General features: G+C 67.1%; 25 protein-coding genes. 9 read left to right on the top strand and 16 right to left on the bottom strand.

Annotated elements, in window-relative coordinates; genetic code table 11:
- Positions 1 to 45: 45 nt before the first annotated feature.
- From PD284_RS04615 to PD284_RS04575, 9 genes are all read right to left on the bottom strand, one after another.
- Positions 46 to 843 carry an SDR family NAD(P)-dependent oxidoreductase gene (locus PD284_RS04615; RefSeq protein ID WP_274627050.1) on the bottom strand — a complete coding sequence of 266 codons (798 nt, stop codon included), beginning with the start codon at positions 841 to 843 and terminating at the stop codon, positions 46 to 48.
- A gap of 16 nt (positions 844 to 859) precedes the next feature.
- Positions 860 to 1,699, bottom strand: coding sequence for a purine-nucleoside phosphorylase (locus tag PD284_RS04610; RefSeq protein WP_274627049.1), 840 nt, complete (start codon positions 1,697 to 1,699; stop codon positions 860 to 862).
- A gap of 187 nt (positions 1,700 to 1,886) precedes the next feature.
- A complete protein-coding gene (locus PD284_RS04605; protein WP_274627048.1) occupies positions 1,887 to 3,203 on the bottom strand; it encodes an amidohydrolase family protein in 1,317 nt (438 codons plus the stop codon).
- A 10-nt stretch (positions 3,204 to 3,213) separates the two neighbouring features.
- Positions 3,214 to 4,116, bottom strand: a complete 903-nt coding sequence (locus PD284_RS04600) for an ABC transporter permease (protein WP_274627047.1) — start codon at positions 4,114 to 4,116, stop codon at positions 3,214 to 3,216.
- Positions 4,109 to 5,167: an ABC transporter permease gene (locus PD284_RS04595; RefSeq protein WP_274627046.1), complete on the bottom strand. Its 1,059-nt coding sequence runs from the start codon at positions 5,165 to 5,167 to the stop codon at positions 4,109 to 4,111. The genes PD284_RS04600 and PD284_RS04595 overlap by 8 nt, the downstream gene beginning before the upstream one ends.
- Entirely contained in the window at positions 5,164 to 6,678 is a 1,515-nt protein-coding gene (locus PD284_RS04590) for an ABC transporter ATP-binding protein (RefSeq protein WP_274627045.1), read from the bottom strand. The genes PD284_RS04595 and PD284_RS04590 overlap by 4 nt, the downstream gene beginning before the upstream one ends.
- A gap of 228 nt (positions 6,679 to 6,906) precedes the next feature.
- Complete coding sequence (locus tag PD284_RS04585) at positions 6,907 to 7,920, bottom strand: BMP family ABC transporter substrate-binding protein (protein ID WP_274627044.1); 1,014 nt, start codon at positions 7,918 to 7,920, stop codon at positions 6,907 to 6,909.
- A gap of 175 nt (positions 7,921 to 8,095) precedes the next feature.
- A complete protein-coding gene (gene eno / locus PD284_RS04580) occupies positions 8,096 to 9,382 on the bottom strand; it encodes a phosphopyruvate hydratase (protein WP_274627043.1) in 1,287 nt (428 codons plus the stop codon).
- The gene (locus tag PD284_RS04575) at positions 9,379 to 10,407 is read right to left on the bottom strand and encodes a phosphotransferase family protein (RefSeq protein ID WP_274627042.1); all 1,029 of its coding nucleotides are present in this window, start codon (positions 10,405 to 10,407) and stop codon (positions 9,379 to 9,381) included. Before PD284_RS04575 ends, eno begins: the two co-directional genes overlap by 4 nt.
- A gap of 195 nt (positions 10,408 to 10,602) precedes the next feature.
- Here PD284_RS04575 and PD284_RS04570 point away from each other — a divergent pair, with 195 nt between their 5' ends.
- Positions 10,603 to 11,730, top strand: a complete 1,128-nt coding sequence (locus PD284_RS04570) for an S-(hydroxymethyl)glutathione dehydrogenase/class III alcohol dehydrogenase (protein ID WP_274627041.1) — start codon at positions 10,603 to 10,605, stop codon at positions 11,728 to 11,730.
- A gap of 157 nt (positions 11,731 to 11,887) precedes the next feature.
- On the opposite strand, the gene PD284_RS04565 is transcribed toward PD284_RS04570, so the two are convergent.
- Positions 11,888 to 12,268 carry a cupin domain-containing protein gene (locus PD284_RS04565; protein WP_274627040.1) on the bottom strand — a complete coding sequence of 127 codons (381 nt, stop codon included), beginning with the start codon at positions 12,266 to 12,268 and terminating at the stop codon, positions 11,888 to 11,890.
- Between the two features lie 184 nt (positions 12,269 to 12,452).
- Here PD284_RS04565 and PD284_RS04560 point away from each other — a divergent pair, with 184 nt between their 5' ends.
- Positions 12,453 to 13,163 carry a ribonuclease activity regulator RraA gene (locus PD284_RS04560; RefSeq protein WP_274627039.1) on the top strand — a complete coding sequence of 237 codons (711 nt, stop codon included), beginning with the start codon at positions 12,453 to 12,455 and terminating at the stop codon, positions 13,161 to 13,163.
- A 49-nt stretch (positions 13,164 to 13,212) separates the two neighbouring features.
- Here the strand turns inward: PD284_RS04560 and PD284_RS04555 are convergent, their stop codons facing one another.
- On the bottom strand, positions 13,213 to 13,674 hold the full coding sequence (locus PD284_RS04555; protein ID WP_274630539.1) for a flavin reductase family protein: 462 nt from the start codon (positions 13,672 to 13,674) through the stop codon (positions 13,213 to 13,215).
- A 55-nt stretch (positions 13,675 to 13,729) separates the two neighbouring features.
- Positions 13,730 to 14,854 carry an LLM class flavin-dependent oxidoreductase gene (locus tag PD284_RS04550; RefSeq protein WP_274627038.1) on the bottom strand — a complete coding sequence of 375 codons (1,125 nt, stop codon included), beginning with the start codon at positions 14,852 to 14,854 and terminating at the stop codon, positions 13,730 to 13,732.
- A gap of 119 nt (positions 14,855 to 14,973) precedes the next feature.
- Here PD284_RS04550 and PD284_RS04545 point away from each other — a divergent pair, with 119 nt between their 5' ends.
- A complete protein-coding gene (locus tag PD284_RS04545) occupies positions 14,974 to 15,573 on the top strand; it encodes a winged helix DNA-binding protein (RefSeq protein WP_274627037.1) in 600 nt (199 codons plus the stop codon).
- A gap of 30 nt (positions 15,574 to 15,603) precedes the next feature.
- On the opposite strand, the gene PD284_RS04540 is transcribed toward PD284_RS04545, so the two are convergent.
- Positions 15,604 to 16,695: an LLM class flavin-dependent oxidoreductase gene (locus PD284_RS04540; protein ID WP_274627036.1), complete on the bottom strand. Its 1,092-nt coding sequence runs from the start codon at positions 16,693 to 16,695 to the stop codon at positions 15,604 to 15,606.
- A 133-nt stretch (positions 16,696 to 16,828) separates the two neighbouring features.
- Here PD284_RS04540 and PD284_RS04535 point away from each other — a divergent pair, with 133 nt between their 5' ends.
- From PD284_RS04535 to PD284_RS04510, 6 genes are all read left to right on the top strand, one after another.
- A complete protein-coding gene (locus tag PD284_RS04535; protein WP_274627035.1) occupies positions 16,829 to 17,593 on the top strand; it encodes an HpcH/HpaI aldolase family protein in 765 nt (254 codons plus the stop codon).
- 184 nt (positions 17,594 to 17,777) lie between these two features.
- Positions 17,778 to 18,974 (top strand): pyridoxal phosphate-dependent aminotransferase, encoded by a 1,197-nt coding sequence (locus PD284_RS04530; RefSeq protein ID WP_274630538.1) that lies wholly within the window; start codon positions 17,778 to 17,780, stop codon positions 18,972 to 18,974.
- A 78-nt stretch (positions 18,975 to 19,052) separates the two neighbouring features.
- Complete coding sequence (locus PD284_RS04525) at positions 19,053 to 19,844, top strand: ABC transporter substrate-binding protein (RefSeq protein WP_274627034.1); 792 nt, start codon at positions 19,053 to 19,055, stop codon at positions 19,842 to 19,844.
- A gap of 89 nt (positions 19,845 to 19,933) precedes the next feature.
- Positions 19,934 to 20,605, top strand: a complete 672-nt coding sequence (locus PD284_RS04520; protein WP_274627033.1) for an amino acid ABC transporter permease — start codon at positions 19,934 to 19,936, stop codon at positions 20,603 to 20,605.
- A gap of 243 nt (positions 20,606 to 20,848) precedes the next feature.
- A complete protein-coding gene (locus PD284_RS04515) occupies positions 20,849 to 22,138 on the top strand; it encodes a cysteine desulfurase-like protein (RefSeq protein ID WP_274627032.1) in 1,290 nt (429 codons plus the stop codon).
- Between the two features lie 122 nt (positions 22,139 to 22,260).
- The gene (locus PD284_RS04510) at positions 22,261 to 23,289 is read left to right on the top strand and encodes an SIS domain-containing protein (protein ID WP_274627031.1); all 1,029 of its coding nucleotides are present in this window, start codon (positions 22,261 to 22,263) and stop codon (positions 23,287 to 23,289) included.
- A gap of 238 nt (positions 23,290 to 23,527) precedes the next feature.
- Here PD284_RS04510 and PD284_RS04505 read toward each other — a convergent pair whose 3' ends face one another.
- From PD284_RS04505 to PD284_RS04495, 3 genes are read right to left on the bottom strand one after another with little or no spacing between them, the layout of a single operon-like run.
- Positions 23,528 to 24,814, bottom strand: a complete 1,287-nt coding sequence (locus PD284_RS04505) for a flavin monoamine oxidase family protein (protein WP_274627030.1) — start codon at positions 24,812 to 24,814, stop codon at positions 23,528 to 23,530.
- Positions 24,811 to 25,893, bottom strand: a complete 1,083-nt coding sequence (locus tag PD284_RS04500) for an ABC transporter substrate-binding protein (RefSeq protein WP_274627029.1) — start codon at positions 25,891 to 25,893, stop codon at positions 24,811 to 24,813. The genes PD284_RS04505 and PD284_RS04500 overlap by 4 nt, the downstream gene beginning before the upstream one ends.
- Positions 25,894 to 25,916: 23 nt before the next feature.
- Positions 25,917 to 26,609 (bottom strand): TetR family transcriptional regulator C-terminal domain-containing protein, encoded by a 693-nt coding sequence (locus PD284_RS04495; protein ID WP_274627028.1) that lies wholly within the window; start codon positions 26,607 to 26,609, stop codon positions 25,917 to 25,919.
- Between the last annotated feature and the right edge of the window lie 23 nt (positions 26,610 to 26,632).

Raw genomic sequence — 26,632 nt, 5'->3', positions numbered from 1 at the left:
GTAAGGCATGTCGCCGCCGTCGACATCTGACGGTGCGGCCGCTTTCTACCAGGTGGGGCGGGCGCTGACGCCGCCGTCGACGACGAGATCCGCGCCGCTGATCCAGCGCGCGGCGTCGGAGGCGAGGAACAGCGCGGCGTCGGCGATGTCGTCGGGACGTCCGAGCCGCGTCAGTGCCGCGGCCGCCTTCCAGCGCGCCACGCCTTCCGGCCAACCCTCGTCGATGCCGTCGCGGTGGATCAGGCCCGGCGAGATCGAGTTCACCCGGATCCCGGCAGGCCCGTATTCCAGCGCCGCCGCCTTCGTGAACATCAGGAGTGCTGCCTTGGACGTCGCGTAGTGTCCGTGCGCCGGCGCCGGATTGTGCGCCTCGATAGAGGCGATGTTGACGACCGCGCCCGGCTTTCCAGCCTTGCGCAACTGCTCGGCGAAGGCCCTGACCAGCAGGAACGGTCCCGTGACGTTGGCCGCCATCATGGCGTTCCAGTCGCTCTCGCCCATGTCGGCCAGCATCTGCATGGGCTGCTGTCCGGCATTGTTGACCAGGATGTCGGCGCCGCCGAACTCGGAGAGGGCATGGGCAACGAGATTTGCCGCGCCCTCTCCCGTGGAAATGTCGGCCTGATGCACCGACGCTTCCCCGCCCGCCGCCCGGATCGCTTCCGCGACGCGCTCCGCCGCTTCGCGATTGCCGTTGTAGTGGCAGACGACATTGGCGCCCGCCTCGGCGAAGCGGCGGGCAATGCCGCCGCCGATGCCGCCGCTGGCGCCGGTGACGATCGCGGTGCGGCCGGTGAGGTCGAGCAGGCTCGCTACTGCGGGGACGGGTTCGCTCACACGCATTCTCCGGAGCCCTGGATCACGCGCCCCGCGGCAGCGTCGGTAACAGCTCGCGGAGCACAGCCTCGATCTTGACGCCGCAGGCGGCGGCGACGGCCACCACGGACTCGATCGTGTCTGGCTGCTGGTCGGGGCCGCCGGTCGCGGCGTTGGCGATTGCCGAAAAGCCGAGCACGCGCATGCCTGCATGGTTGGCCGCGATCACCTCCATGACCGTCGACATGCCGACCGCGTCGCCTCCCGCCATGCGGAAGAAGCGGCGCTCCGCCGATGTCTCGAGTTCCGGTCCCTTGAGGCCGCAATAGATGCCCTGGCGCAGCCCGACGCCGGCGCGGGATGCGGCGGCGATGGCAGCCGCGCGCAGGTCCGGGTCATAGAGGCGCGACTGGTCGGGAAAGCGCAGGCCGATCGCGTCGTCGTTCGGGCCGATCAGAGGGCTTTCTCCGGTGAAGTTCAGGTGATCCTCAATCAGCATGACGTCGCCCGGCAGGTAGTCCGGATTCAGTCCGCCCGAGGCGTTGGTGACGACGAACGTGCCCGCCCCCAGCTTCTTCAGTAGATAGACCGCAAGCGCGATATCGCGTGGCTGCCAGCCTTCGTAGACATGCAGGCGGCCCTGCATCACGACCGCACGGCGGCCGAACAGCTCGCCGATGACGAGCTGGCCCTTGTGGCCGGGGGCCGTCGAAACCGGAAAGCCGTCGATCTCGGCATAGGGGATGACGACGGCTTTGTTCACCGCGTCGGCCAGTTGTCCGAGACCGGAACCGAGCATGAGGGCGATGTCGCAGGGCGCGCCGACGCGGGAAGCGATGGAGGCATGCGCGTGGGCGAGGCGGTCGGAGATGGTGGGGTTCATGATAAGCACCCTTGAGAAATAGGAAATACGCCGCCCCCTCCACCATGCTTTGCATGGTCCCCCTCCCCCGCTTCGCAGGGGAGGATCCGCGCCGGAGCCGCCGGCACCACCTCGATCCTCCCCCGTTCACGGGGGAGGGGGACCGCCGAAGGCGGTGGAGGGGGCGCGCTCAGGTCAACCGTCCTCATCATGCGATGCTCGCCTTGATCCTGGGCGTCAACTGCTCGACCTCGGCGATGGTGTCGGCAATGGCGAGCCTCGTCAGTTCGCCGTCCGTCACGACCTGCTCGCCGCCGAGGAACACCTGGCGCACGTCCGACTTGGCGGTGGAATAGACGAGATGCGTCATCGGGTCGAACAGCGGCACGGCATGCGGCCGCTTGACGTCGACCATCACCATGTCGGCGAACTTGCCGACCTCCAGGCTGCCGATGCGGTCGGAAGCGGCCAGCGCCCTTGCGCCATTCAGCGTCAGCATGTCGAGAGCCTGCCGCGTCGAGATCACGTCGGCCCGGCCGGTAAAGCCCTTGTGCAGCGTCGCGGCCAGCCGCAGCCCCATCCACATGTCGAGATCGTTGCCGCTGATTGCGCCATCCGTGCCGAGCGTCACGGTGATGCCGCGGTCGAGCATTTCGGGGATGCGGGCGAACCCCGAGGCGAGCTTCATGTTCGACATCGGATTGTGCGCGACGGACGCGCCGGTGCGGGCAAGAATGTCCAGTTCCTCGTCGTCCAGATGCACGCAGTGCGCCAGCACCGTCCGCTGATCGAGCAGGCGATAGTGGTCGAGGTGGCGGATGATGGTGCGACCGTAGCGGCCGGTGACGTCCGCCTGCTCGGCGCGGGTTTCGGCGGCATGCGTGCAGAACAGAGCGCCATGTCTTTCGGCGACCGCCTTCGCCTTCTTCAGGTTCTCAGGCCCGACCGTGTAGGCGCCGTGCGGAAGCACCGCCGGCAGCACGTCGTCGGCGTCCTTGAACGTCTCGCAGAAGCGCTCGGCCTCTGCCACGCGTTTGTCCACCGCGAGAGCGGTCACCCCGGCGGGATCGAAGAAGATGCCGCCGGTCGAGACGCGGATGCCGACGCTGCGCGCCGCCTTCACCGTCTCGAACGGATACCAGAACATGTCCATGACGGTGGTGACGCCGGACAGCAGCAGTTCGGCAAAGCCGAGCACGCTGCCCAGCCGCGACGTGTCGGGATTGAGGATCGCGCCCTCCGCCTTCCACACGGTCTGGAGCCAGGGCTCCAGCGGCAGGTTCTCGACCAGTCCGCGGAACAGGCTGTCGGCGGCGTGACAATGCGTGTTGACGATGCCCGGCATCAGGATATGGCCGGAGCCGTCGATCACCTGTCTCGCGCTGGCGGCCAGCGGGGCGAGATCGGCCGAGGAGGCGACATGCGTGATCCGGCCGTTCGCGACCGCCACGCCGCCGTCCGGGATCACCGTCCCGGCTGGATCGCAGGTGACGACGGTTGCGTTGCGGATGATCAGATCGGTCAAGCTGGTCTCCTCAAGCGCTGCGCTTCAACCTCACCCAGGACAGGATGGTCAGCACGACGAGCGTGGCAAGATACGGCATCATGTCGGTGAACTGTTGCGGCAGGCCGAAACCCTGCACCCGGAACGACAGGCTGTCGACCGCGCCGAACAGTAGCGCGATAAGGAACAGCGGCAAGGGGCGTCCGCGCGTCAGCAGCACGGCGACAACGGCGATCCAGCCGCGTCCGGCGCTCATGTTCTCGACGAACAAATTGACGTTGGCGATGGAAAGCTGCGCGCCGGCAAGCCCGCAAAGCGCGCCGCACATCAGCAGCGCTGCAAGGCGGACCCGCTGCGGGCTCACGCCGCCAGCGGTAAGCGCTGCAGGGTTCTCGCCGGCGGCGCGGATGCGCAGGCCGAGACGGTGGCGCGCGAAGAAGACGTGGAGCGCGATGACGAGCGCCAGCGCCAGGTAGAACAGAATGGACTGGCCGCTGAGGATCGGGCCGATCACCGGGATGTCCGCGATGGCCGGGATGTGGATGGGGCGGAAGCCGGCGATGGCGGGGTCGCGGAATGCGCCGGCGACGTCGAATATGGCGCGCAGCAGGAAGGTGGTGATGCCGGCGGCAAGCAGGTTGATGGCGATCGACACCACGATTGCGTCGCCGCCCCGGCGCACATTGAACTCGGCGAAGATCGCGCCCATCGCCATGCCCGCGAGAATGGCGGCCAGCGCGCCCAGATAGGGCGAGCCGCCGAAATAGGCGCCGAGCACGGCGAAGAAGGCGCCGGTGAGCATCATACCTTCCAAGCCGATGTTGAACACGCCCGCCCGCTCGCAGATGGCGCCGCCGAGGGCCGCAAGCAGGATCGGCGTGACGAAGCGCGGGATCGAGGCCAGGAACGAGGCGTCGGCGAAGAGGTCAAGCACCGTCGTCCTCCCCCTTCCTGGTCCCTTGCAGCAGCGCGCCCGAGACGCGGCTGGCGACGAAGAGGATGATGACCGCCTGCATCACCAGCGCGATCTCCTTCGGCACGCCGGCTGCCCGCTCCATGCCGGCCGCGCCCGTCTGGATGGCGGCGAAGAAGAAGCCGGAGAGCGGCACCAGCCATGGGATCATGCCCACGAGGAGCACCGCGATGATGCCGGTCCAGGCATAGAGGGGTTGCACCAGCATGCCGTCGATGTAGCGGTGGTGGATGCCGAACACCGCTATCGCGCCGACCAGTCCGGCGATAGCGCCGCTCATCGCCAGCGTCTGCAGGGTGAGCCGCCTGACCGGAAGGCCGACGGCGCGGGCGAAGTCGCCGGACAGGCCGTTCATGCGGGAATGATAGCCGTGCACGGTCGTGTAGCTGTAGACGATGGCGAAGATGCTGGTGGCGACGATGAAGAGGATGCCGATGTCGAGGCGCACGCCGGGGAAGTAGGGCAGCCAGGTCCCCTGCGGCGCCAGATGCGACTGGACCATGCCGGACTCCACGTCGCGGAAGGGATGCGCCACAAGATAGGACGCGATGTAGCGGATCGGGAAATTCAGGAGCAGCGATCCGACAAGCAGGGGCACGCCCACGTAGATCTGCAAGATACCCGCCAGCAGCGCCCAGACCGCGCCGGCGGCCATACCGGCCAGCATCGCGACGGCCAGCACCAGCAGCGGCGGGCCCGGCAGGAGCACGGCAACCAGTGCCGACACGAGGCCGCCCGCCACCAGCTGGCCTTCGCCGCCGATGTTGAACAGGCCGGCGCGGAAGGAGAGCATCACCGACAGCGCCATGCCCACGATCAGGGTGGCGCGGGAAAGCGTGGCCATCAGGAAAGCGAAGCGACGGCCGCCGAATGCGCCGTCGAGAAAGCCCTGGATGGCCGTGCCGAACGGCGCGGAGACCAAGAGCATCAGCCCGAACAGGATCGCGAAGATCCAGGCGAGCGTAACGATCCAGGGCAGCAGCTCGCCGCCGATGCGATTGCGCTCCGTCATGCCGCCGTCCTGCCGGCTTCCGCGCGGCTTGTCATGAGCCGGCCGACGCGGTTGCGGTCGGCCTCAGCGGCGGGGATGCTCTCGGACAAGGTGCCCGCATACATGACGTGGACCCTGTCGGAGAGGCGCAGGACCTCGTCCAGTTCGGTCGAGACGAGCAGTACGGCATGGCCGGCGTCGCGCATCCGCATGAGCTCGGCATGGATCAGCTCGATGGCGCCGATGTCCACGCCCCAGGTCGGGTTCTCGGCGATGACGAGGGGCGTCCCGCGCGCGAGTTCACGGCCGACCACGAGCTTCTGCTTGTTGCCCCCGGACATGGTGGAGGCCAGCGCGCGCGGACCCCGCACCCTGATCCGGTAACGTTCGATCAGGCCGCGCGCGAATTCCGCCATTGCGGCACGGTCGAGGAACGGTCCGCGCGAGAATGCGGCACGGTCGTCGCGGCCGGCGTTGGCGTTCTCAGCTACGCTGGCGCCGAGCGCCAGGCCGACGCGCTGCCGGTCCTCGGGGATGTAGCTCATCCCCGCCTGCCGGCGCGCGGCGACGTCGAGCGTCTCGATCTGGGTGCCGGCGAGCGCGATCTCTCCCGCCGATACGGTGCGCAGTCCGGTGAGCGCCTGGATGAGTTCCGCCTGGCCGTTACCGCTGACGCCGGCGATGCCGACGATCTCGCCCGCCCTCACCTCGAGGTCGACCGGACCGACCGGAATATGGCCGCGGGCGGCGAGGCCGCGCACGGACAGCACGACCTCCCCCGGTTCCTTCGGCTCGTGCTTCAGCGGCGGAGGCAGATCGCCGCCGACGATCTCGCGCGCCATGCGCGTCTTGGAGGTGTCCATGAGCGGGCCGGACCAGACCATGCGGCCGCCGCGCATGACGGTCACGCGGTCGGCGATCTCCAGCACCTCGTCCAGCTTGTGGGTGATGATGATGATGGATTTCCGAGCTGCGGCGAAGCTGCGCAGGATGCCGAACAGGCGGTTCTTCTCCTGCGGCGTCAGGACCGCCGTGGGCTCGTCCAGGATCAGGAGCCTGGCGTTGCGGTAAAGCATCTTCAGGATCTCGACGACCTGCTTCTGGCCCACCGCGAGGTCGCCGACGCGGGCGTCGAGGTCGATCGAGATGCCGTGCCCGGCAAAGCCCTGCTCGATCTGCTTCCGGGCCGCCTTGAAGTCGACGAAGCCGAAGCGATTCACCGGCTCGCCGCAGAGCAGGATGTTCTCCAGAACCGTCATCTCTTCCTGCAGCATGAAATGCTGGTGGACCATGCCGAGGCCGCTTGCGATCGCGTCCTGCGGCGAGTGCCAGACACGCTCGTCGCCGTCGATCTCGATGGTGCCCGCATCCGGCTTGATGAGACCGAACAGGACGTTCATCAGCGTCGACTTGCCGGCGCCGTTTTCGCCCACGACAGCATGGATCTCGCCGGCAGCGACGCCGAACGAAACGTCGTCGACGGCGACCAGCGGTCCAAACGTCACGCGGATGTTCTTCAGGGCAGCGCGCATGTCAGGGAGCTTCGAGGAAGTTGCAGACGCCACCTCCACCACGCTTCGCGTGGTCCCCGGCCGGGCCGAGCCACGCGTCTCGACCGTCCTTCGGACCCCCCGCTTCGCAGGGGAGGAGCCGCGGCGGTACCACCGGCACGACCTGGATCCTCCCCCGTTTACGGGGGAGGGGGACCGCCGAAGGCGGTGGAGGGGGCGATGCCACGTGCGTCAGATGCAGCTTCAATGCTACTTCGCGAACATCGGGTCTTCGAGCTTGAGCGTGCCGTCGGCGATGCTCGCCGCGACCTCCCGCATCTTCTTGGCCACGTCGGGATGCTCGGCGATCAGGCACTTGCTGTCGGCCATGACCGCGTCGTCCAGGCCGATGGCGCCGACACCGCCTTCCTTGATGCCGAGCGCCATGGTCACCTTCTTCTCGCCGTTGAGGATCGCGCCGACGGCGGTCTCGAGCGCGACGTCGACCTTCTTCAGGCTCTGGTCGACGATCAGTCCCGGCGCCTGCGGGCAATGGTTGACGTCGACCGAGAACACCTTGAAGCCCTTCTCCTTGGCCGCCTCGAACACGCCGAAGTCGCCGCCGGAGGTGGCGGTGTAGATGTAGTCGGCGCCGGCCGCATTCATGGCGACCGCCTGCTCCTTGGCGCGCACCGGGTCGGCGAACGGGTTCTCGCCGCCCACCCAGCGGATATCGACCGTGGCGTCCGGCTTCACCGATTTCACGCCCTGCGCATAGCCGTCGGTGTAGCGGTGCAGGAAGGGGATATCGAGCGCGCCGACGACGCCAACCTTGTCCGACTTCGTCAGCATGCCGGCGGCGACGCCCATCAGGTAGCTGGCCTCGTACTCGCGGAAGACGGCGCAATGGACGTTGTCCGGGCGATCCTCGATGCACTGGTCGACGATCAGGAACTGGATGTCCGGCGCGGTCGGCGCGACCTCCTTGATGATGTCGTTGAACTCGAAGCCGAGCACCACGACGATGTCGGCGCCCTCATTGACCGCAGCGTTCACGTTCTCGAGCCGATCGGCCGCGGTCTTCGATTCGAACGTCTTCACGTCTGCATCGTACTTCTTCCCGGCCATTTCGATGCCGGTCTGGCCCAGCTTCAGAAATGCATTCACGCCGATGGCGTCGGGCGACACGTAGACGAAGAGCTTTTCGGCAGCCTGCAGTTGTGCCGTGCCGGCGGCCAAGGCCACTGCGGCGGCCGCGAGAGTCGCCTTCCAGAAATGTCTCATTCTCGTTCCCCTGTCCTTGCGAGACGACTATGTCGAGGGGCCGGCGCGGGCCGGCTGCCGGCGCGCAATGTGACATTGTTTATCGTCGGCGAGAATGCCTAAAATCGAGCGCCGAAGGCCGTCGGAATCCCTGAAACGCTCCAAATTCAGGGAAATCCGAGGGTGGGGAAGCGGCTCAGACCTTCCAGGGCAGCGAAGCGCGGGGCGGCAGCTCCCCCCCGGTGGGAAGCTGCTCGGCAAGGCGCAGACCCTCGTTCCACTTCGCCATCCGCTCGGAGCGCGTGAAGGACCCGACCTTGAGTTGCGGCACGTTCCAACCCACGGCGAGGTGAACAATGGTGACGTCCTCGGTTTCGCCTGAGCGGGCCGAGACGACCGCGGAATAGCCGGCCTCGCGGGCAGCTTCCAGCGCCGCCCTGGTTTCGGTCAGCGTACCGGCCTGGTTGGGCTTGATCAGCACCGCGTTACAGGCGCCCACCGATGCGGCGTGACGGACACGGGCGGCATTGGTGACCAGAAAATCGTCGCCGATGATCTGCAGCGTCGGCCCCGCCGCCCGGGTGAATTCCACCAGCCCGGCCTCGTCGTCCTCGGCCAGCGGGTCCTCGATCGACACGATCGGGTACCTTTTCGTCCATTCGAGCAGCATGTCCGCCATTCCGGCGCGGTCGAGCGTGCGGTTCTCGCGGTCGAGCCGGTAGCTGCCATTCTCGCCGAACTCGCTGGCCGCGATGTCGAGCGAGATGGCGACGTCCTCGCCCGGCCGATGGCCGGAGCGCTCGATGGCCCGGAGCAGCGTGGACAGCGCCTCCTCGTTGGAATCGAACAGCGGCCAGAAACCGCCCTCGTCGGCGACGCCGGACAGCTTGCCCCTCTCAGCCATCAGCTTGCCCGCCGCGCGGTACACATCCGCGGTCCAGTCGAGCGCGGTCGCGAAATCGGAAGCCCCGACCGCGATCACCATCAGGTCCTGGATGTCGATGCGCCTGCCGGCATGCGCGCCGCCCCCGAAGATCTGGATCTCGGGCAGCGGCAGCGCGCCGGGCGCGTTGTCGCCGGCGAGATACCTCCAAAGGGGCAACCCTGCGCCCGCCGCTGCGGCATGGGCGACCGCCATTGAGGTTGCGATCAGCGCGTTGCCGCCGAGGCGCGATTTGTTCGGCGTCCCGTCGAGGTCGATCATACGCCGATCGACAGCCGCCTGGTCTGCGGCATCCATCCCGGCAAGCGCCGGCGCGATCTCGTCCGCGATGCCGGCGAGCGCCCTTGTCACATCCATGCCGCTCTGGCTCGCACCGCGGTCGCGCAGATCGACAGCCTCTCCTGAGCCCGTCGAGGCGCCCGCCGGGGCTATGGCGCGTCCGCGCGCGCCGCCGGCCAGCGTGACGTCGACCTCTACGGTGGGGCGACCGCGCGAATCCCAGACCCGCCGTCCGGTCACGGTTTCGATGTTCATGCTCATCTGGAAATCTCCAGCCGCCACGCGGCGGCTATGTCGGCCAGCGTCGTTGCAGGCCGTTGCAGCAGGGGAATGGCGAAGCCGCGAACTCTGTCCTTGTCGGCCTCCGCGGTGATGTACTCGACCGGCGACTTGCCGTCGATGCGCGCCAGCATGAGGCCGGGCAGCAGAGCGGCGGCGCGCTCTTCGAGAGCCTGAGCCGGTTCCCATGTCACCCCGGCAACGTAGGCGGCGATCAGCGCGGCGAAGCAGTCGAGGAATTTTTCGCCTGCGGCAGGCGTCCACATGCATTTCAGCAGCAGGTGGTTGAGCACGAAGGCCAGGTCGAAGGCGGGGTCGCCGAACCAGGCGCATTCGGCATCGAGAAAGACCGGCCCGCCTGCCCCGGCCAGGATGTTCTTCGGGCTGACGTCGCCATGCACGAGACAGCGTTTCGTTCCGGCCGTCGTCCGCGACAGCTCGAACAGGCGGTCGGCGACATTCTCGTGCCTGGAGGCCGTAGCTTCGAGATAGGGCTCGAGGCGGATGGCGTGAAAGGCCGCATCGGTGGCGAAACGGGCAGCTATCGCCGGGTCGTCCGCCGTGGCGGCATGGATCGCGACCAGCGCCTCCCCCACTTTTGCGGCGAACGCCGGATCGGCATGGCCGTCGCGCAGTTGGGCCTTCCACAGCGGATAGTCCGCCGGCGGCAGGAAGCGCATCACGACGAGGTGGCTTGCGACGTCTTCGGCAAGCAGCTCCGGCACGTTGTCCGGGCGGATCGAGCCGGCGACGCGCATCCACTCCGCTTCAAAATGGCTGCGTTCAAGCGGCGCTTCCCAGACGGCGGCGACGCGCAGGCGCGCCAGCGCCCGCTTCACGCAAAATTCTCCTCGTGCCGACGAGACCTTCCAGATTTCTGAAGACACGCCGCCGGTCAGGGGCGTCAGTTCCGGGCGTTCGCTATCCTCGAGAAGGCCGAGGCGGCGCAAGCCGTCCAGAACATCGCCATCTTCCGAAAAAGCCTGATGCTGGTCTGGTGCCTTCATGTCGCGATTGTGTCCCTCCTGGCGGCAACCGCAGTTAGCAGGCGCGGCTTGCGAATGAAAAGGGCCGGATCGATTTTCGCGCCTCCCAGTCCTGAGCGAAAGCATCAATCCGACCCCCTGTGTACAATCGGCCGGGTTGATGCCGCGGACAGGGTGTGCTTCACAACCCGCGACGAATTCTGAGGAGTGGATGACATGAAGACTCGCGCCGCCGTCGCCGTTGCCGCAGGCAAGCCGCTGGAGATCATGGAGGTTGACCTCGAAGGTCCGCGCGAGGGCGAGGTGCTGGTCGAGATCAAGGCGACCGGCATCTGCCACACCGACGAGTTCACGCTGTCCGGCGCCGATCCGGAAGGCATTTTTCCCGCCATCCTCGGCCATGAGGGCGCAGGCGTCGTGGTCGACGTCGGCAAGGGCGTGACCTCGCTCAGGAAGGGCGACCACGTCATCCCGCTCTACACGCCGGAGTGCCGCTCGTGCCCGTCCTGCCTCAGCCGCAAGACCAACCTCTGCACGGCGATCCGATCGACCCAGGGCCAGGGCCTGATGCCGGACGGTTCGTCGCGCTTCTCGATCGGCAAGGACAGGATCTTCCACTACATGGGCTGCTCGACCTTCTCGAACTTCACCGTGCTGCCCGAGATCGCGCTGGCCAAGGTCAACCCGGACGCCCCCTTCGACAAGATCTGCTACATCGGCTGCGGCGTCACCACCGGCATCGGCGCGGTCATCAACACCGCCAAGGTCGAGATCGGCGCGACCGCCATCGTCTTCGGGCTGGGCGGCATCGGCCTCAACGTCATCCAGGGCCTGCGTCTCGCCGGCGCCGACATGATCATCGGCGTCGACATCAACAACGACAAGAAGGAATGGGGCGAGCGCTTCGGCATGACGCATTTCGTCAATCCGAAGGAAGTCGACGGCGACATCGTTCCCTATCTGGTCAACATGACCAAGCGCGGGGCCGATCAGATCGGTGGCGCCGACTACACCTTCGACTGCACCGGCAACACCAAGGTCATGCGCCAGGCGCTCGAAGCCTCACACCGCGGCTGGGGCGAATCGATCATCATCGGCGTCGCCGGCGCCGGCCAGGAGATCTCGACGCGGCCGTTCCAGCTGGTCACCGGCCGCACCTGGAAGGGCACCGCGTTCGGCGGCGCACGCGGCCGCACCGACGTGCCGAAGATCGTCGACTGGTACATGGAGGGCAAGATCCAGATCGACCCGATGATCACCCACACCATGCCGCTCGAAGACATCAACAAGGGCTTCGACCTGATGAACCAGGGCAAGTCGATCAGGAGCGTGGTGGTCTACTGAGGACCGGCTCGAACGGAGCGCCGTTCGACCTCTCCCGGTTCGTTCGGCGCTTCGCCCTTTTGGCGCGCATGAAGTCTCAGTGGCGCGCCGAAGTCAGACGCCGAGGTTCGCGGGACGGCCCTGCCCCGCCTCGGCCGCGGGAACAGCGGGGCAGCCGTCAGGGCTCCTTCCCGCCTTCGAGATTGACGTAGCTTTCGGGCAGGAAGCGCGGCGTGCACAGGCAGTAGAACTCGAGGTCGCCGGCTCCGGTATTGGTGATGCGCTGCGAAGCGCCGGCGGGAATGATGGCCTGATCTCCCGCGACGAGCCTCTGGCTCACGCCGTCAACTTCCAGGATGCCCTCGCCCTGGCGCAGGATGTAGCGTTCGGTGACCCCGTCCAGCCGGTGCAGCTGGGTGGTCACCCCCGCCTCCACCCGCGCCACGGCAAGCGATGCCTCGGGAGACTGCGGGCAATTGTGCAGCTCCGAGATGAAGCAGCGCTCTTCCGTCCAGAACTCGGACTGCCCGCCGGCTGGCACCAAGACGTCTGAGATCATTTCCTTCTCCAGTCCTGCCGCTGGTCATCGGGCGGCGACGTGTCGGGAATCGCCGCCGCTCGGTCTCCCCATTCGGACAGTCGCCCGGCCCGATAAGCACCCGGTCCGCGTCTTTGTCCACTCCGTTATTGCCCGCCGCTGCGCCAGCGTGATACGCCCGCAACCAGTCAGTTTGCGAGGCATCATGACCGTGACCCCGGCCCAGATCGACGTGCTCAGCAAGATCTCCACCGCGACGATCACCACCGTCCTGCTGAAGAAGGGCCTGCGCAACGTCTGGATGCGCGGCACGATGCCGGTTCGTGCGGGGCAGAAGCGGCTTGTCGGCCCGGCCTTCACGCTGCGCTTCGTGCCGGCCCGCGAGGACCTGGCGACGCCGGCAAGCTGGGCCTCTCCAATCTCGACACGCGCCGCCATCGAGGCGATGCCCGAGGGCTGCATTGTCGTCGCCGACGCCCTGGGCACGACCGACGCCGGAATATTCGGCGACATCCTCGCGGCGCGCATGGTGAAGCGTGGCGTCGCCGGTCTGGTGACCGATGGGGTCATGCGCGACATCGCCGGCGTCCTGGGCACCGGCCTGCCGATCTGGTGCCGCGGCGCTGCAGCTCCGCCTTCGGTGGCCGGCATGACCTTCGTCGGCTGGCAGGAGCCGATCTCGTGCGGCGGCGTCGCCGTGTTCCCTGACGACATCGTCGTCGTGGACGACGACGGTGCGGTGCTCATCCCGGCCGCCTTACTCGATCATGTGCTGGCCGAGGCGCCCGAACAGGAACGCATGGAGGAGTGGATCATGCGCGAGGTCGAGCGTGGCGTGCCCCTGCCCGGCCTCTATCCCATGAACGCGGAGACCAAGGCGCGCTACGAGGCGAGCCGGAAGGACGTCACATCCTGAGCGATCCTCAACCCCGGCCGCGACCTCGCGTCGGAAACGGGGGTCGCGCTCAATCTTCCAGGTGCAGGGGCCGGTAGCCGCCGCGCCAATAGACCAGCGCCTCGTTGCGCTCGTGGGTGTCGACCGCAACGACCGAGCCGACGATGATCGAGTGCGAGCCGCGATCGATCATCTCGTCCAGCTGGCAGTCGAAGACCGCCGTGGCGTCCTTCAGCAGCGAAGCTCCGGTCTTCAGCGTCATCCACTCGGCCCCGTGATAGCGATCCGGACCCTTGATGCCGCCGAAGCCGGAAAACCGCTCCGCCACCGGCTGGTGATGGGCCGCCAGCGAGCTGACGCCGAAATGGCCGAAGCGCTCGATGATCGGCCAGGTCGACGAGGCGCGGTTGACGCAGGCGATCACCTTCGGCGGGTTGGCCGAAAGCGACACCATCGAGATCACCACCAGGCCGGACCGGTCCTCGCCGACGCCGGCCGTGATGACGCTGACATTGCCGACGATCTGCCGCATCGCGGCGCGGAAGTCGGCGATGTCGACGTAGGCCTCGGGCAGAGCGCTCACGGTGCTATGCCGCCACCGCGGCCGATGCCGCCGGCATGCGGATGCCGCGCTCTTCGAGCAGCGGCAGCACGTTGTCCCGGAAGTAGGGGAACTCCTCGACATAGTCGACGAAGGACAGCGTCGTGCCGCGAAAGCCCGCCGCATGAAGTGCTGCGATGCCGTCGGCGACCTGCTCGGGCGTGCCGGTGAGCGGGAAGCCGCCATGGCCCGCCGCCATGCGGTCGCGGATCAGCGCGAGGAGGTCGTGCGGGAAGGACTGCGCATGGGCGAACTGCAGGCGCACCAGATTGTCGACCGCATCCCAGTCGGCGTGGGTCTTGCCGAAATGGGCGAGATAGTCGGTCGCCTCCTTCTCGGTGGGACGGCACACGACATGGGAGAAGGTCAGCACGTCGATATCGCGCCTGGCATCACTGCCCTGCTGCTTGAGCGCCGCAATCTCTTCGGCGGAGCGGGAAAGGTCGATCGCCGGGGTGAACAGGAAGTCGGCATTGTTGACGGCAAAGCCGCGGCCCTGCTGCGACCCTGCCGCATTGATGATAGGCACCTGCGTGGCCGGGCGCGGGTCGCCGAGCACGTTCTTCAGCTGGAAGAACTTGCCGTCCCAGTCGAACGCCTCCTCGCGGCTCCACAGCGCGCGCACGACGTCGAACCACTCCTGCGCGTAGCCGTAGCGCGTCTCGTGATCGTCCGGGAGGCTGAGCCCCAGCGCCTCGTATTCGGGCTTGTTCCAGCCGGCGACGATGTTGAGGCCGATGCGGCCGCCGCTGATCTGGTCGATGGTGGCGAGCTGCTTGGCGACGACGACGGGGTGGTTGGCGGCGGTGTGGATGGTGGCGAAGACGGTGATGTCGCGCGTCCGCGCCAACAGGCCCGCGGCCCAGGTGATCGTCTCCAGCACGCTGCCGTGGAAGTTGGTCTCGCCGCCGTAGCCGATCCATCTCGCGATCGGCAGCATGAAGTCGATGCCTGCGTCATCGAGCAGCTTCGCCAGCTTCAGGTTGTTCTCCCACGAACTCTTCCAGCGCTCCGGAAGCTTCGTCACGGTCATTCCGCCGGAACAGTTCGATGCGAAGGTTCCAAGCAGGAACTGGTCCCGATTGAACATGCGATTCCGTGGCGATTGCATCGCGTATCTCCTCAGTGTGCCCCAATAGTTCTCTTATATTTTATGATAGAAAGTCTATTCTAACTTGAATGTGGACGCAAGGGCGTCCCTATTGCATGGTCGCGGCGAGGAGACCCGCCGTGAACCGTCGAACGACAGACAACCATCATGCAAAGATGCTCGACCGTTCCTGGCATCTTGCGCGGACACCGCAGGAAATGAGTGTCGCCGACATCGAATACGCGCTGATCCGCTGCTTCGAGGCGTTCGGGCACTGGCAGGCCGAGTGCCTCGCGTCGGTGGTCGAGTTCGCGGCAAGCGGACCCGAGAACGCGCTGCTCCACATGATCCGCATGAACGACCGGCCGAAGAGCGTGCGCGACCTCGCCCACATGGCCAACCGCGACGACATCCCGAACATCCAGTACAGCCTGCGCAAGCTCATCAAGGGCGGCTTGGTCGTGCGCAGCGGGAGCGGCCGCTCGGGCGTCACCTACGAGACGACGGCGCTCGGCAGGAGCGTCACCGACCGCTATGCCGACGTGCGCGCCGACCTCCTGATCGACGCGGTGGAGCGGATGCCCGATCTTGCGAAGCGGCTGGAGGCGGCGGCCCATACGCTGGACCTGATGACCGGCATCTACGAGCAGGCGGCACGCACTGCCGCCACCCATCGGACCCGCAACCTGGGTGCGGGCAGCCTCCTCACCGTGGACAGCGGCGGCGACCGGGGCGACTGACGCCCGAAGGGCGGGGCGACAGGACCGCCGCTACTGCCGCAGTCCGGCCTCGCGCAGCAGAGGGAGCACCCGGTCGCAGAAATAGGGGAGTTCCTGCGTGTAGTTCACGAAGGACAGGGCGATGCCCTCGTAGCCCTGCCCGGCGATCGCGACCATGTCGTCTGTGATGTGCTGCGGGGTGCCTATCAACGGATAGCTGCCCGCCCCGCCGGCAAAGCGCTGCCGGTACCGGTCGTAGGCGTGGCGGTCGTGCGACTGCGAGAACTCCTTCTTGCCGGCCATGTGCTCGTCGACGGCGGCATGGTCGGCCATGGTGACGGCGTAGCGCTCGTAATACGCCTCGGCTTCCGCCCGAGTCTCGCGGCAGACGACATGCGCGACGGTGTAGGCGCCGACGTCGCGGCCACTCCTTTCGGCGCGCTCGCGGATGTCGGCGACGTGCTTCCCGGCGTCGGCGATCTCGGAGAAGGTGGTGAACAGGTAGTCGCACTTGGCCGCCGCAAAATCTCGTCCCGGCCCCCCGAAAGCCGCATTCATCGTCACCGGCCGTGGCGCCTGCAGGCTGGCGGGGCGGCTGACCGCCTGCTTGAGATGGTAGTAGGCGCCGTCGTGGTCGATGGGCTCGTCCGACGCGTAGAGCCGCTCCAGTATGTCCAGCCACTCGGTCGCCTGGTCGTAGCCCTTCTCGACCAGCGGCGTGCCGAACATGCCGAACTCCTTGGGGTTCCAGCCGCAGACGATGTTGAGCCCGGCACGTCCCTGGCTGATATGGTCGACTGTGGCGAGCGACTTGGCTGCATAAAGCGGGTGCACCAGCGGAACGTGCACCGTCATGAAGAGGCCGATGCGCTCGGTCGCCGCCGCCAGCCCGGCGGCCCAGGTGAAGGTCTCGAACGACCACTCGCGGACCCGGTTCTTGCCGCCGAAGCCGCGCCAGCGCGCGATCGGCAGCACGAACTCGAGCCCCGCGCGATCGGCGATCTGCGCTGCCGTCAGATTGTCCTGCCAGCTTGCCAGCCAGCGCTCCGGAACGTCGGTGATGGCGAGCCCGCCGTCGGCATTGGTCGAGAAGACGCCGAGTTTCAGGCGGTTTGGACCCTTGAGCGGATGCTGTCGTGCCATGTCGTGATCCCTGGACGTGCCGCACGCTACGACCGCCATGGAATATTTCAAGCCTGAAATAGCTTCCGCCGCTTCGCACAAGGCCGGTTTGTCGCTATGCCACCGGCGGTTTTCGTTTCCAAAGGGGGCTCGGATGAACGGACTGCGTGCAAGGTGTCTCGACGGGACGAGGGTGATCGGCACCTTCACGGCGATCCCGCATCCGGTCTCGGTGGAGGTCACGGCGCAGGCCGGCACCGACTTCGTGTGCATCGACTGCGAGCACGCCCAGGTCAGCCGCGGGCACATCGAGGATCTCATCCGCGCGGCGGAAGTCCACAAGGTGCCGGCGATGGCGCGTGTGCCGGGCCACGGCCCGGAGGCGATCGCCGCCGTTCTGGACGCGGGCGCGTGCGGGGTGGTCATCCCACGGGTCGGCAATGCCGCGCAGGCTGCGGCCCTGGTGAAGGCATGCCGCTACCCGCCGCTCGGCGAGCGTGGCGTCGGACCGGGCCGCGCCGGCGGCTATGGCTACCGCATCCCGGACTATCTGGCGCGGGCGAATGCGGAGACCGTGGTCGCGGTCCAGGTGGAGACGGCCGAAGGCCTCGCGAACGCCGGCGAGATCGCGGCGACGGAGGGCGTGGACGTCGTCTTCATCGGTCCCGGCGATCTGTCCGTGTCGATCGACGCGATCGGGGCGGCCGGCGCGGAAAAGCTCGGACAGGCGATTGAGACGATCATCGCGGCCACGCTTGCCCAGGGCAAGGCCGCCGGCATCTTCTGCAAGACGCCGCAGGATGTTGCCCGCTGGGCAGCGAAAGGCGCGAGCTTCTTCATTCTCGCGAGCGACACGATGCTGCTCGGCGCAGGCGTGGCGGCCGCCAGGGCGGAGGCATCCGAGGCGATGGAGACGTGATGGGCGGGGCCGACAACCCGATGCCCGGGGGCCGGCCGATCGTCGAATCTTTTTAAGCTTAAAACTTTTGCCTTGAAAACGTCCGCGCTTCGGATAGCATTTTGCCGTCGGTGGCGTCCACGCATCGAGGGCCCGGCGGCACCATTAAACGTTCCGGATACGAAGGGCTCAGCCGTTGTCGTACATGCCGCCCCAGTCATCTGCCGTGGCCAAGGCGCGCTACGCCTTCGAAGGTACCCGCGCCCAGATCCGCGACATGCATACCGAGAACATCGCGAAGATGGCCGTGCGAGCCCGCGAGCTCGGCGACGTGATCGCGCTCTGGTATGGCGAGGGCGACATGGTGACCCCCGCCTTCATCCGCGATGCCGCCAAGGCGGCGCTCGACGACGGGCTCACCTTCTACATTCCGGACATGCGGGGCCATGCGCCGCTCAACGAGGCGCTCGAGGAGTACCAGACGCGCGTGCACGGGCAGCCGATCCCGATCTCGCGAACGACCGTGACGCCCGGCGGCATGCAGGCGCTCTACCTGGCGCTGGAACTGCTGGTCGATGTCGGCAGCAACGTCGTCTATGTCGCGCCGCAGTGGCCGAACATCCACAATGCGATCCACCTGATCGGCGGCGAGCCGCGGCCCTTCTCGCTCGACTTCAAGGGCGATTGGCGCCTCGACCTCGACCGGCTGTTCGCGACCTGCGACGCGCGCACACGCGCCATCTTCCTGTCGACGCCGTCCAACCCGACCGGCTGGACGGCGAGCCGCGAGGAGATGCTTGCGCTGCTCGAGTTCAGCCGCCGCACCGGCATCTGGATCATCTCCGACGAGGTCTACGGCCGGCTCTATTTCGAGGGCGACGTCGCTCCGTCCATCCTGCAGATCGCCGAGGACGGCGATCGCGTGCTGTCGGTCAACAGCTTCTCGAAGGCCTGGGCGATGACCGGCTGGCGCATCGGCTGGCTGACCCATCCCTCGGGCGTCGCCGACCAGCTCGGCGCGATGACCCAGTACATCAACAGCGGCACCTCCGGCCCGATCCAGGCCGGCGCGACGGCCGCCATCCGGCAGGGCGAGCCGCTCGTCCGCGAGATCCGGCAGAGGGTCAAGACCGGCCTCGACCTCGCCTATGACAAGCTCGCGCAGATTCCCGGGATAATCCTCCCGACCAAGCCGCGCGGCGGCATGTACGCTTTCTTCGCGCTCGAAGGGGAAGACGACGCGCGCAAGGCCTGCGCCGACATCCTGGAGAAGGCCAAGGTCGGGCTGGCGCCCGGCTACCTCTTCGGGGACGCGGCGAACGCCTTCCTGCGCATGTGCGTCTGCCGCGACGCGACGCAGATCGAGACTGCGCTCGATCGGATGCTCGATGCGATGAATTGACGCTCCGCGCGCAGCGCGGGCGGCAACGAAACGGGCGGGTGGGAGATCCGTCCGGAACGACAACAAGGGGAAACCAACATGAACTTTACCCGTCGCAATCTGCTCGTCCTCGCCGCCGTGATCGGCATGGCCGCCGGCCCGGCCGTGGCCCAGGAGGCGCTCAACGTCGGTTCATATCCGAACAACCCGCCCTTCGAGTTCAAGGCCGAGAGCGGCAACTTCGAAGGCTTCGAGGTGGACATGGTCACCGAAGCCGCCAAGCGCCTCGGCATGACCGTCAACATCCAGGGCCTCGACTTCCAGCCGCTCTTTGCTGCGACGAGCTCGGGCCGCATCGACGTGGCGATCTCCTCCATCACGATCACCAAGGAGCGGCTCGGTTCGCAGTCCTTCACGCAGCCCTACTACGATTCCGACATGGGCGTGGCCGCCAAGGTCGATGGTTCGGTGAAGACCCTGGCCGACCTCAAGGGCAAGATCGTCGGCGTGCTGTCCGGCTCGACCGGCGAGAAGTGGTCGAAGGAGAACCAGGCCGCGCAGGGCTTCGCCGAGATCAAGGGCTATAACACCCAGCAGGACGTGCTGCTCGACCTCAATGCCGGCCGCGTCGACGGCGTGGTGAGCGACATCCCCGGCATGCAGTACGCCTTCACAAAGATGCAGGGCCTGGCGGTCGTCGATCGCATCAAGACCGGCGAGCAGTACGGGCTCATGATGACCAAGGACCACCCGCTGCTCGGCAAGATCAACGATGCGCTGACCGAGATGAAGAAAGACGGGACGACCCAGACCATCCACAAGAAGTGGTTCGGCGCGGATGCCCCTGAAGGGTCCTCGACGGTGACGGAAGCGCCGCTGCCGAAGGCCTGATAGGACCACCATGACAGGCTTCCTCGTGCCGGCTCACCGCCGGCACGATCGTTTCAGCAGTTCGCAACGCAACCTTGCCGGGAACGCCGATGACTTTGCTCGACACCTTCTTCAACGGCCAGGTGATGCTCTCGGCCTTTCCGGCCCTCATGCGCGGCCTGTTCAACACGCTGCTGCTCGGCCTGATGAGCATCGGCATCGGCGTGCCGGCAGGCCTTCTCGTCAGCCTCGTGCGCCTTTATGCGCCGAAGCCGATCCGGCTGCTTGCCATCGTCTACATCGACATCTTCCGCGCCATGCCGATCCTGGTCGTGCTGATTTTGATCTACTATGCGCTGCCCTTCGTCGGCATCCGGCTGTCGTCCTGGTCCTCGGCGGTACTCGCCTTCTCCCTCGTGCTGGCCGCCTATTCGGCGGAGGTGTTCCGCTCGGGCATCGAGAGCATCCCGAAGGGCCAGTTCGAGGCCGCCCAGGCGCTCGGCCTGCCGTTCGTCCTCACGCTCCGCAAGGTCGTGCTGCCGCAGGCGATCCGCCTCGTCATTCCGCCCACCACCAGCAACTGCGTGTCGATGTTCAAGGACACGTCGCTGGCATCGGCCGTGGCCCTGCCCGAACTGCTCAAGGAGGCCAACGACGCCCAGGCCCTCTATGCCAACCCTTCGCCGCTGATCGGCGCCGCACTCGTCTATCTCGCCTTCCTTTGGCCGATGGTCCGCCTGGTCGGCTACATCGAGAAGCGCGCGAAGGCGGCTGCGCGGTGAAATTTCAGTTCGATCGTTGAAAGGTCGTGCCTTTGATCTCCCCCTGTCCGTCGCCACTTCGCGACGACACCTCTCCCCCCGTTCCGGGTGGAGAGGACGGGTGTCCAGCTTGGCTACCGTCCTCTCCCTCACGAATGTGGGGGAGAGGTGTCGAGGGCGAAGCCCGAGACGGAGAGGGGGACTTCAACTGCGCTCGCTGCTCCGACGCAATCTCCATCTAGCCCAGAATTTAAGGACAGAACCGTGAACCAGCGTCCAGCCGCCCCATCTGATGCCTCATCATTCCCGATCGACACAGTCCGCGCGCAGTTCCCCGCGCTGCAGCGCGCCGGCTCGTTCGTCTTCATGGACAACGCCGCCGGCGCCCAGATCCCGCAGAGCGTGCTCGACGCGGTGACCAGTCATCTGGTCGAGTTCAACGTCCAGCGGGGTGGTCGCTATCCGCACAGCGTCAAGGTCGACCAGGCCGTCGCCGACGCCCGCGAGAGCGTTGCCATCCTGATCAATGCCTACCGCCCGGAAGAGATCTGCTTCGGCATGAACGCGACCAGCTTCATCCGGCTGGTCAGTCTCGGCATCGGCCAGATGCTGGCGGGTTCCAAGGATGACGTGCGCGACGAGATCATCGTCACCGACATGGACCACGACGCCAACATCGCCACTTGGCTGGCGCTGGAGCCGCTCGGTGCGAAGTTCAAGTGGTGGCGCATGCGCGAGGACGGCAACCTGCATGTCGACGACCTGCGCCCGCTCGTCTCCGAGCGCACGCGCCTGGTTGCCTGCACGGTGACGGCCCATTCGATCGGCTCGATCGTCGACGTCGCCTCGGTCGCGAAGATCGCGCATGCCGCGGGCGCGGAAGTGTTCCTTGACTGCGTGCACTACGGCCCGCACGGCCTGATCGACGTGCAGGCGTGGGATTGCGACTACCTCGTCTGTTCCGGCTACAAGAATTTCTCGCCGCACATGGGCTTCCTGTGGGGACGTTACGACACGCTGAAGCGGCTGCCGACCTTCCGCGAGGATTTTATCCCCGACGAGCCGCCCTACAAGGTCGAGGCCGGTACCTTCATCTACGAGAACGTGTCCGGCATGGACGCCGCCGTGCGTTACCTGGAAACCGTCGGCCGCAATTTTGCGCCACAGAACAACCGCACGCGCCGCGACAACATAGTCGCCGGCATGGGAGCGATCCGCGCCTACGAGATCGATCTCGCCCGCGAGATGATGCGCGTGCTGAAGGAGTGCGGCGCCACGATCTACGGCGTCGCCGACGAAGAACGGATCGACGAGCGCGTGCCGACCTTCTGCTTCAACATCGGCAAGCTGTCGCCGCAGATGATCGTGGAGGAGATGGCGGCGCGCGGCATCGCCATCCGCGACGGGCACATGTACGCGCCGCGGCTGATGAAGCGGCTCAGCCTCTCGATGGACAGCGGCGCAGTGCGCGCCTCGCTGGTGCACTACAACACGCTCGAAGACGTGCGCCGCTTCGGCGCGGCGCTGAAGGAGATCCTGGAGCGGGCGTCCTAGGCGGCCCGGTCGACAGCGGATCGTTTTGCTCATATTGAAACGGCGATGCCGGGGTCGCCCAGGGCCTCCGGGTCATGAGAGGCAGTGGGTTGGACACTGTCTGCGCCCGGCTCCAGAGGGAGATGAATGTGACCACCACACAGATGCTGCGCGAGATCCGGGAGATCCCGGAGGTGGCCGCGCGCCAGATCGCCGAGCCTGCCGCCTACCGCGAGGAGGGCGAGCGGCTGCGCCGTGATGCGCCGCCCTTCATGGTCACCTGCGCGCGCGGGTCTTCCGACCAGGCGGTCACCTATTTCAAATACTTGGTAGAGCAGCGCATCGGCATTCCGGTCGCCTCGGTCGGCCCGTCCGTCGCCTCCGTCTACAATGCCGAGCTGAAGTTCGGCAAAGGCGTGCTGCTGACGGTGTCGCAGTCGGGCGGCAGCCCGGACCTCGTCAGCCTGCAGGAGCGCGCGGCTGCAGGCGGCGCGCGTACGGTCGCACTGCTCAACGTGGCGGACTCGCCGGTAGGTCGTTCCGCGGGCAGCGTGCTGCCCCTACAGGCGGGACCCGAGAAGGCGGTCGCGGCGACCAAGTCCTTCGTCGCGTCGCTGGTCGCGCTGGCCAGCGTCGTCGCCTACTGGAGCGACGACAAGGAGCTTCATGAGGCGCTGCGGCGCCTGCCCGAAGCCCTGTCGGGCGCACTGGAGTGCGACTGGAGTGCGGCTGCGCTGCCGGTGGCGGCGGCGCACTCGCTGTTCACCATCGGGCGCGGCCCCGGGCTCGCCGTTTCCGGGGAAGCGGCCCTGAAGCTCAAGGAGACATGCAGGCTGCACGCCGAGTCCTACAGCGCGGCCGAGGTGCGGCACGGCCCGATCGCGCTCGCGCGCGACCGTTTCGCGGCGCTGGTGTTCGCCAATGGCGACGAGACCGACACCAGCATCGCGGAAGCCGCGGCCAACCTGGCCGGCGCCGGCGCGTCGGTGTTCGTGGCGGGCGGCAAGGCCGGTGCGCAACGCCAGCTGCCGGTGGTGGACGCCAGCAACCCGCTGCTCAACCCGATCTGCCGGGTGGTCAGCTTCTACCGTTTCGTCGAGGCGCTGTCCGTCTCGCTCGGGGAGAACCCGGACGCGCCGGCGCTGCTCAACAAGGTGACGCAGACGGTCTGAGGCTGCACTTGGGCGCAAGCGGCGGCGCTTACCTCCTGGGCAATCGCTTGAAGGGGTTACCCCCACCCCTAACCCCTCCCCACAAGGGGGAGGGGGACGAGTTTGCCACCATGCCCGGCCAACATCATCGACGTATCGCTCTGGACCAAGGCGAGACAGGATTTCCCCCTCCCCCTTGTGGGGAGGAGTTAGGGGTGGGGGTATGTCCGGGCGATCCCTTCAAGCGATTGCCCTACGCTCACCGCCCTGTCGTTGACGTTTCGTCCAGCAGGCGCCGGGCGGCTGCGCGACCGGCGACGATCGCGCCTTCGACGTAACCCGGAAAGGATGGCGACAGTTCGGAGCAGGTGAAGAGGATCGGCCATGCGCCCTCGCGCAGGACGTCCTCGGCGTCGGTCGTTGCGGCGTCGACGATAATGTCGGAATAGCCGCCGCCGCTCCAGCGGTCCCCGCACCAGTCGCGGAAGGTGATGTCGAGGACCTGGTCCGCCTCCGGGCCGAGGGCGGCGGCGAGCCGCGACCTGATCTCCATCGCGAGGCGCTCCCCGCCGAGACCGCGCCAGCGTTCGGCAAGCGGCCCGGCGATGAAGACGACGAGCGCCGGATGCCCGTCGTCGTGGCTCGCATCGCAGGCGAAGAGGCCGTGAATGTCGCGCCACATCACCATGCCGTTGCGCCCCAACGTGCGCCAGAACGGCGTCGCGTAGCGCACCAGCCCCTTGATCACCGTGCCGCTGTTCCATGCGTCCAGCGCCTGCTGCAGCCTGTCGGGCAGCGGCGGTTGAAAGCGGATCTGCCGGGCAGCGACCGGCGGCACGGCGACGAGCGCGCGGCGGGCATGCAGCACGGTTCCGCTGCAATTGATGCGCACCCCGCGGGAGCCAGTCCCGACCGAGGTCACGGCGGTCGACAACCGCAGCCTTTCGCCGAGCGCGGAGGCCAGGCGGTCGGCCAGTGCCTGCATGGTTTCGCCGACGAAATACTGCAGCTCGGGGATCTCGTTGGTTACGCGGCGGTCGTTGTCGATGAGATACCAGAGCGGGATACGCTCGATCGGCTGGCACCAGAGCCCTTCGATCATCGACTGGAAGCCGCTCCTGGCGTCAGCGGACACGTCCTGGCGCGCCAGCCAGTCGGCAACGCTCAATCCGGCGATTGCCGGGTCCTTCGGATCGATCAGGTTCATGCGGTCGCGGATCGCCATGCTGGCCGCATAGCTGCGCTCGGCCGCCACCCCGCTCATCGGCGGCTGCACCGTGAAGGCGCCCGCGACCGGCGTGGTGACGAGCGTCAGGCCGCTGCGGCGCACCAGCGCCATCAGTTCCGGCATGTCCTCGCACAGGAACTGTCCGCCGGTGTCGATCAGCTCGCCGAGGCCGTTGCGGCGCGCCTCCACGCGCCCGCCGGCGCGGTCGCGCGCCTCGAGGAGGATGAAATCGACCCCGGACTGCTGGAGTTCGAGGGCGGCGGCGAGGCCGGCGAAGCCGGCCCCGATCACCGCCACATCGACGTTCTGCCCGCTCAATAGCCCGCCTTGATCTTCTCGAACTCGGCGATCATCTTGAGCTTCAGGTCGGTCGGGAGCGGCGACTGGAACAGCGTCTTGTCGACGAACTTGTCCACGTCGGCGTAGCCCTTCTCCGCCACCACCTTCGGATCGATGGTCGCCATGGCCTTGGCGTTCGAGTGGCCGTAGCCCCAGTCCGACAGCAGGAAGTTCGCCACCTCCGGCGTGTTGATGGCGCTCAGGTAGTCGTAGGCCTTGTCCAGGCTGCCGGGCGCATCCTTGTAGAGAACGTAGCCGCAGACCCAGGTCGAAACGCCTTCGGCGGTGTCGCGGGTGGCCTGGACCGGGACGCTCTGCAGCTGGAGCTGCGCGGCGGCGTCGTTCCATGCCCAGGCGAGATCGACCTCGCCGCCACCCATCGCCTGCACGATCTCGGTGTTGTCGGTCCAGTAGAGGCGAACGTTCTTGTGAACCTCGCGCAGGAAGTCGGACGCCTGCTTGAACTGATCGTCCGTCATCTGCGTCCAGTCCTTCAACCCGATGGCGAGGCTGGCCAGCGCATAGGCGTCGTCCACATTGTCGGGAACGGAGACGCGGTCCTTGTACTTCGGGTCGGCGAGGATCTTGAGCGACTTCAGATCCTCGGCCGGCACCTTCTCCGTGTTGTAGGTGAGCAGCGAATTGCCCCACTCCCAAGGCATGAACCAGACCTTGCCGTCGTCCGACGTCACCAGGTCCTTCATCCCGGTGATGTTCGGGTCGAGGTCGTTCCAACCGGCGATACGCGCGGTGTCCAGCGGCTGCAGCAGCCCCGCCTCGCGCCATTTGACCACGCTCTGCGAGCACGGGTGGCCGAGATCGGCCTTGAAGCCGGAGCGGACCTTCTCGAACGCCTCGTCCTCGTCGCCGAAGAAGGTGAAGGTGGGCGTGTCGCCGTTCTTCTCCACGTATTTCGGAAAGAAGCTGGGATCCTCGTAGCCGGCCCAGTCGAAGATGACGAGTTCGGCGTCCTCGGCGATTGCGCCGGCCGCAACGAAGGCGGCCAGCGCGCCACCCAGCGCCAGTGTTATCGTGCTGCGTCGCGTCAAGCCGGCCATCTCGGTCCTCCCCCCGTTCCTGGCTATGCGATCTCGATCTGCCGCGCCGTCGTGCGTGGATAGTGTCGCGGGAAGACCGAGGCGAGATGTTCGTGCGCGGCGCGGAGCGCGATCTCGCGCGTCACCTCCTCGGTGCCCATCATCAGCCTCAGCCACAGCCCCTCCAGCATCGCGCTCAGCCCGAGCGCGGTCGTGAACGGATCGTAGGCGTAGCCGCCTTCGTCCTTCAGCCGGCGGCAAATCTCGATGATCTGCAGCTGGTAGGCCTCGTCGCGCGCGCCGCACAGCGCCTGGTAGGTGGGCCGCGACTTGGCCTCGCCCCAGAAGGCGCACCAGGCGGCCAGCTTGCGCCTGTTGCAGATCGTGCGGTCGAAGTCGGCGGTGACCAGCGCCATGAGCTGGGTGGCCGGCTCGGTGCCGCCCTTGAGCAGCGCAGCGCGCCAGTGCGCGGCATACTCGTCCGCCATGTACTGCAGCGTGGCGACGAGCAGCTTCTCCTTGCTCTCGAAATGGAAGTTGACGATGCCGCGCGACAGGCCGGCGCCGTCGGCGACGTCGGCCATGGTCGTCTCGGAGTAGCCGCGCTTCGCAAGCGAGTCGATGGTCGCCTCGATGAGCTGCTGGCGGCGGGTTTCCTTCGACGCCTTGCGGCCCCGCCGCTCGGCGTCGGGCCTGGCGTCCGGTTCGGCTGCCGTCTTCGGCGCTGGCGTCTTCATCTGCCCCGGCGATCTCCACATGG

The organism is Mesorhizobium shangrilense (assembly GCF_028826155.1).
Taxonomy (GTDB): domain Bacteria; phylum Pseudomonadota; class Alphaproteobacteria; order Rhizobiales; family Rhizobiaceae; genus Arvimicrobium; species Arvimicrobium flavum.
The sequence above is the reverse complement of the archived record's forward strand: the minus strand, read 5'-3'. Positions and strand labels throughout refer to the sequence as shown.

Excerpts from the sequence above, each read along its gene's own strand:
- PD284_RS04575 (WP_274627042.1), bottom strand. The coding sequence starts at position 10,407 with ATGAAGGCACCAGACCAGCATCAGGCTTTTTCGGAAGATGGCGATGTT.
- PD284_RS04565 (WP_274627040.1), bottom strand. The coding sequence starts at position 12,268 with ATGATCTCAGACGTCTTGGTGCCAGCCGGCGGGCAGTCCGAGTTCTGG.
- PD284_RS04590 (WP_274627045.1), bottom strand. The coding sequence starts at position 6,678 with ATGCGCGCTGCCCTGAAGAACATCCGCGTGACGTTTGGACCGCTGGTC.
- PD284_RS04530 (WP_274630538.1), top strand. The coding sequence starts at position 17,778 with ATGCCGCCCCAGTCATCTGCCGTGGCCAAGGCGCGCTACGCCTTCGAA.
- PD284_RS04550 (WP_274627038.1), bottom strand. The coding sequence starts at position 14,854 with ATGCAATCGCCACGGAATCGCATGTTCAATCGGGACCAGTTCCTGCTT.
- PD284_RS04525 (WP_274627034.1), top strand. The coding sequence starts at position 19,053 with ATGAACTTTACCCGTCGCAATCTGCTCGTCCTCGCCGCCGTGATCGGC.
- eno (WP_274627043.1), bottom strand. The coding sequence starts at position 9,382 with ATGAGCATGAACATCGAAACCGTGACCGGACGGCGGGTCTGGGATTCG.
- PD284_RS04610 (WP_274627049.1), bottom strand. The coding sequence starts at position 1,699 with ATGAACCCCACCATCTCCGACCGCCTCGCCCACGCGCATGCCTCCATC.
- PD284_RS04555 (WP_274630539.1), bottom strand. The coding sequence starts at position 13,674 with ATGCGGCAGATCGTCGGCAATGTCAGCGTCATCACGGCCGGCGTCGGC.
- PD284_RS04615 (WP_274627050.1), bottom strand. The coding sequence starts at position 843 with ATGCGTGTGAGCGAACCCGTCCCCGCAGTAGCGAGCCTGCTCGACCTC.
- PD284_RS04535 (WP_274627035.1), top strand. The coding sequence starts at position 16,829 with ATGAACGGACTGCGTGCAAGGTGTCTCGACGGGACGAGGGTGATCGGC.
- PD284_RS04540 (WP_274627036.1), bottom strand. The coding sequence starts at position 16,695 with ATGGCACGACAGCATCCGCTCAAGGGTCCAAACCGCCTGAAACTCGGC.
- PD284_RS04495 (WP_274627028.1), bottom strand. The coding sequence starts at position 26,609 with ATGAAGACGCCAGCGCCGAAGACGGCAGCCGAACCGGACGCCAGGCCC.
- PD284_RS04585 (WP_274627044.1), bottom strand. The coding sequence starts at position 7,920 with ATGAGACATTTCTGGAAGGCGACTCTCGCGGCCGCCGCAGTGGCCTTG.
- PD284_RS04500 (WP_274627029.1), bottom strand. The coding sequence starts at position 25,893 with ATGGCCGGCTTGACGCGACGCAGCACGATAACACTGGCGCTGGGTGGC.
- PD284_RS04510 (WP_274627031.1), top strand. The coding sequence starts at position 22,261 with ATGAATGTGACCACCACACAGATGCTGCGCGAGATCCGGGAGATCCCG.
- PD284_RS04560 (WP_274627039.1), top strand. The coding sequence starts at position 12,453 with ATGACCGTGACCCCGGCCCAGATCGACGTGCTCAGCAAGATCTCCACC.
- PD284_RS04595 (WP_274627046.1), bottom strand. The coding sequence starts at position 5,167 with ATGACGGAGCGCAATCGCATCGGCGGCGAGCTGCTGCCCTGGATCGTT.
- PD284_RS04570 (WP_274627041.1), top strand. The coding sequence starts at position 10,603 with ATGAAGACTCGCGCCGCCGTCGCCGTTGCCGCAGGCAAGCCGCTGGAG.
- PD284_RS04520 (WP_274627033.1), top strand. The coding sequence starts at position 19,934 with ATGACTTTGCTCGACACCTTCTTCAACGGCCAGGTGATGCTCTCGGCC.